The 1,543-nt window shown below is 66.3% G+C and carries 1 protein-coding gene and 2 pseudogenes; all 3 read right to left on the bottom strand.

Annotated elements, in window-relative coordinates; all coding sequences use genetic code 11:
• Positions 1-234 precede the first annotated feature (234 nt).
• Positions 235-936: a transposase family protein gene (locus ACZ6IM_RS42590; protein ID WP_319218686.1), complete on the bottom strand. Its 702-nt coding sequence runs from the start codon at positions 934-936 to the stop codon at positions 235-237.
• A pseudogene (locus tag ACZ6IM_RS42585) lies at positions 905-1,090 on the bottom strand (transposase family protein); the annotation flags it as partial. The pseudogene ACZ6IM_RS42585 and the gene ACZ6IM_RS42590, both read right to left, overlap by 32 nt.
• Before the next feature lie 371 nt (positions 1,091-1,461).
• Positions 1,462-1,543 (bottom strand): annotated as a pseudogene (locus ACZ6IM_RS42580) (IS5/IS1182 family transposase); the annotation flags it as partial.

The following is a 1,543-nucleotide window of genomic DNA, read 5'->3' as shown; positions in this document are numbered from 1 at the left end:
CGACGACCGGCGCCTCCACAGCCTCGTGCTCGGTGATGGTCTCGCTCATCAGGCGTCTCCTTGATCATCGGATCCGCCGTCTATTGGACACTCCCGTGAGGACGACGACGAATAGCTCTGACCTCTGTAAATGCTTCGGCGAGGTGGTGTTCATGCCGGTCCAGCTGCGCTGGAACTAGCGAGCTCGTGCACGGTAAGCGGTGAGACGTCGAGGATGGCGGTAGGGCTCGGTGTTCACGTCTGCCGTTCCGACATCAGGTTCGCGGTTTGCTGGTGTGAGAGCAGGCTGGCGATGGCCTGGACGGTGTCGCTCATGTGCTCGCGGCGGCCGAGGTGGCGGGCCAGGGCCCGCCAGTTCTTCAGGTGGGCGATGCCGTGCTCGACACGGATCCGCCTCGATGAGTGCGCCTTGCGCTGGCGCTCGTACATCTCCTCGTACCAGTCCGGGGCGTTCTTCTTGGACTTGCGGTGCGGCGGTGTGATCACCCGGCCGCCGGTCTGGGCGCCCAGGCCCTGGTAGCCGGCGTCGGCGAGGATTTCCACCGCGGGCCCGTCGGCCAGGAGCTTGACCAGCCCAAGCTGGCGGGCGTGGGTGATGTCCGCGCAGCTGCCGGGCCTGGTCGGGCTGCAGAAGAGCACGCGGCCGTCCCCGTCCGTGACGACCATGGTCTTGACCGCGTTCTGCTTGTTCTTGCCGGAGATGAACCTGTCCCGGTCCTTGCGCCCGGCGGCCGGCCGGCGGACCCGGATCTCGGTGCCGTCGATGATCCCGGTCTTCCCGCTGGGCGCCGAGAGGGGCGATGACCTCTGCCAAGGCCCGCAACCGCACTCCGGGACTGACGGTGCAGCCGCGCTCGGCCAGCAGGGGCCGCACCTCACCGACGGCGCGGGTGATGGTGGAGCGGTCCGCCCCGAACCAGCAGGCCAGCACGTCATGGGTGACCCCGTGTCGGAGGTGCACGAGGGCGGCCAGGAGCCGGTCGACGAAGACGAGCCGGTGCTTGGCCCCGGCACCAATCGCGCGCTTCCGCGGCCTGGACGCAAGCCTGGCCTGGTGCTGTTCATGCCACAACGGGCCGAGCTCAGACACGAGTTCAGCGATCACGTCGGCCGACAGGCCCGTGATCCTCCGGTCGCTGATGATCGCTGCACGAGACGCGTTCCCCACCACACGACCATGATCAACGATCAGGAGCTCGACGCCTCACCGCTTACCGTGCACGAGCTCGCTAGGGGACGAACTGGCGAAGACAATAGAAGTTGGGCCGGAGATCAAGTCGTCTAGAACGTGCAGAGAGAATTGGGCACGGTCCTGTCTTCCTGTCATGTTTCAGTCCGTACCGGTGGTCGGCCAGTGCTCGCCGATACTGCGCGGCTTCTCGATGGCCGCGCCCCAAGGTCACGAAGAGCGATCCGCGGCACTGTCTCGCGGGCGGCTGTGATTCACACAGTGAGCCTTTTTCATCCTGAATAGCTGCAGGTCAGCAGGGTGTGGATGGCTTGGACGATGATGCTGATGCGGCGGGTGGAGCATCGGGCTCGT

The organism is Streptomyces sp. NPDC042336 (genome assembly GCF_055581985.1).
This window is presented reverse-complemented; position numbering and strand designations above follow the sequence as displayed.

Coding starts and splice junctions, on each gene's coding strand:
- ACZ6IM_RS42590 (WP_319218686.1), bottom strand. CDS start 936: ATGACGTGCTGGCCTGCTGGTTCGGGGCGGACCGCTCCACCATCACCC.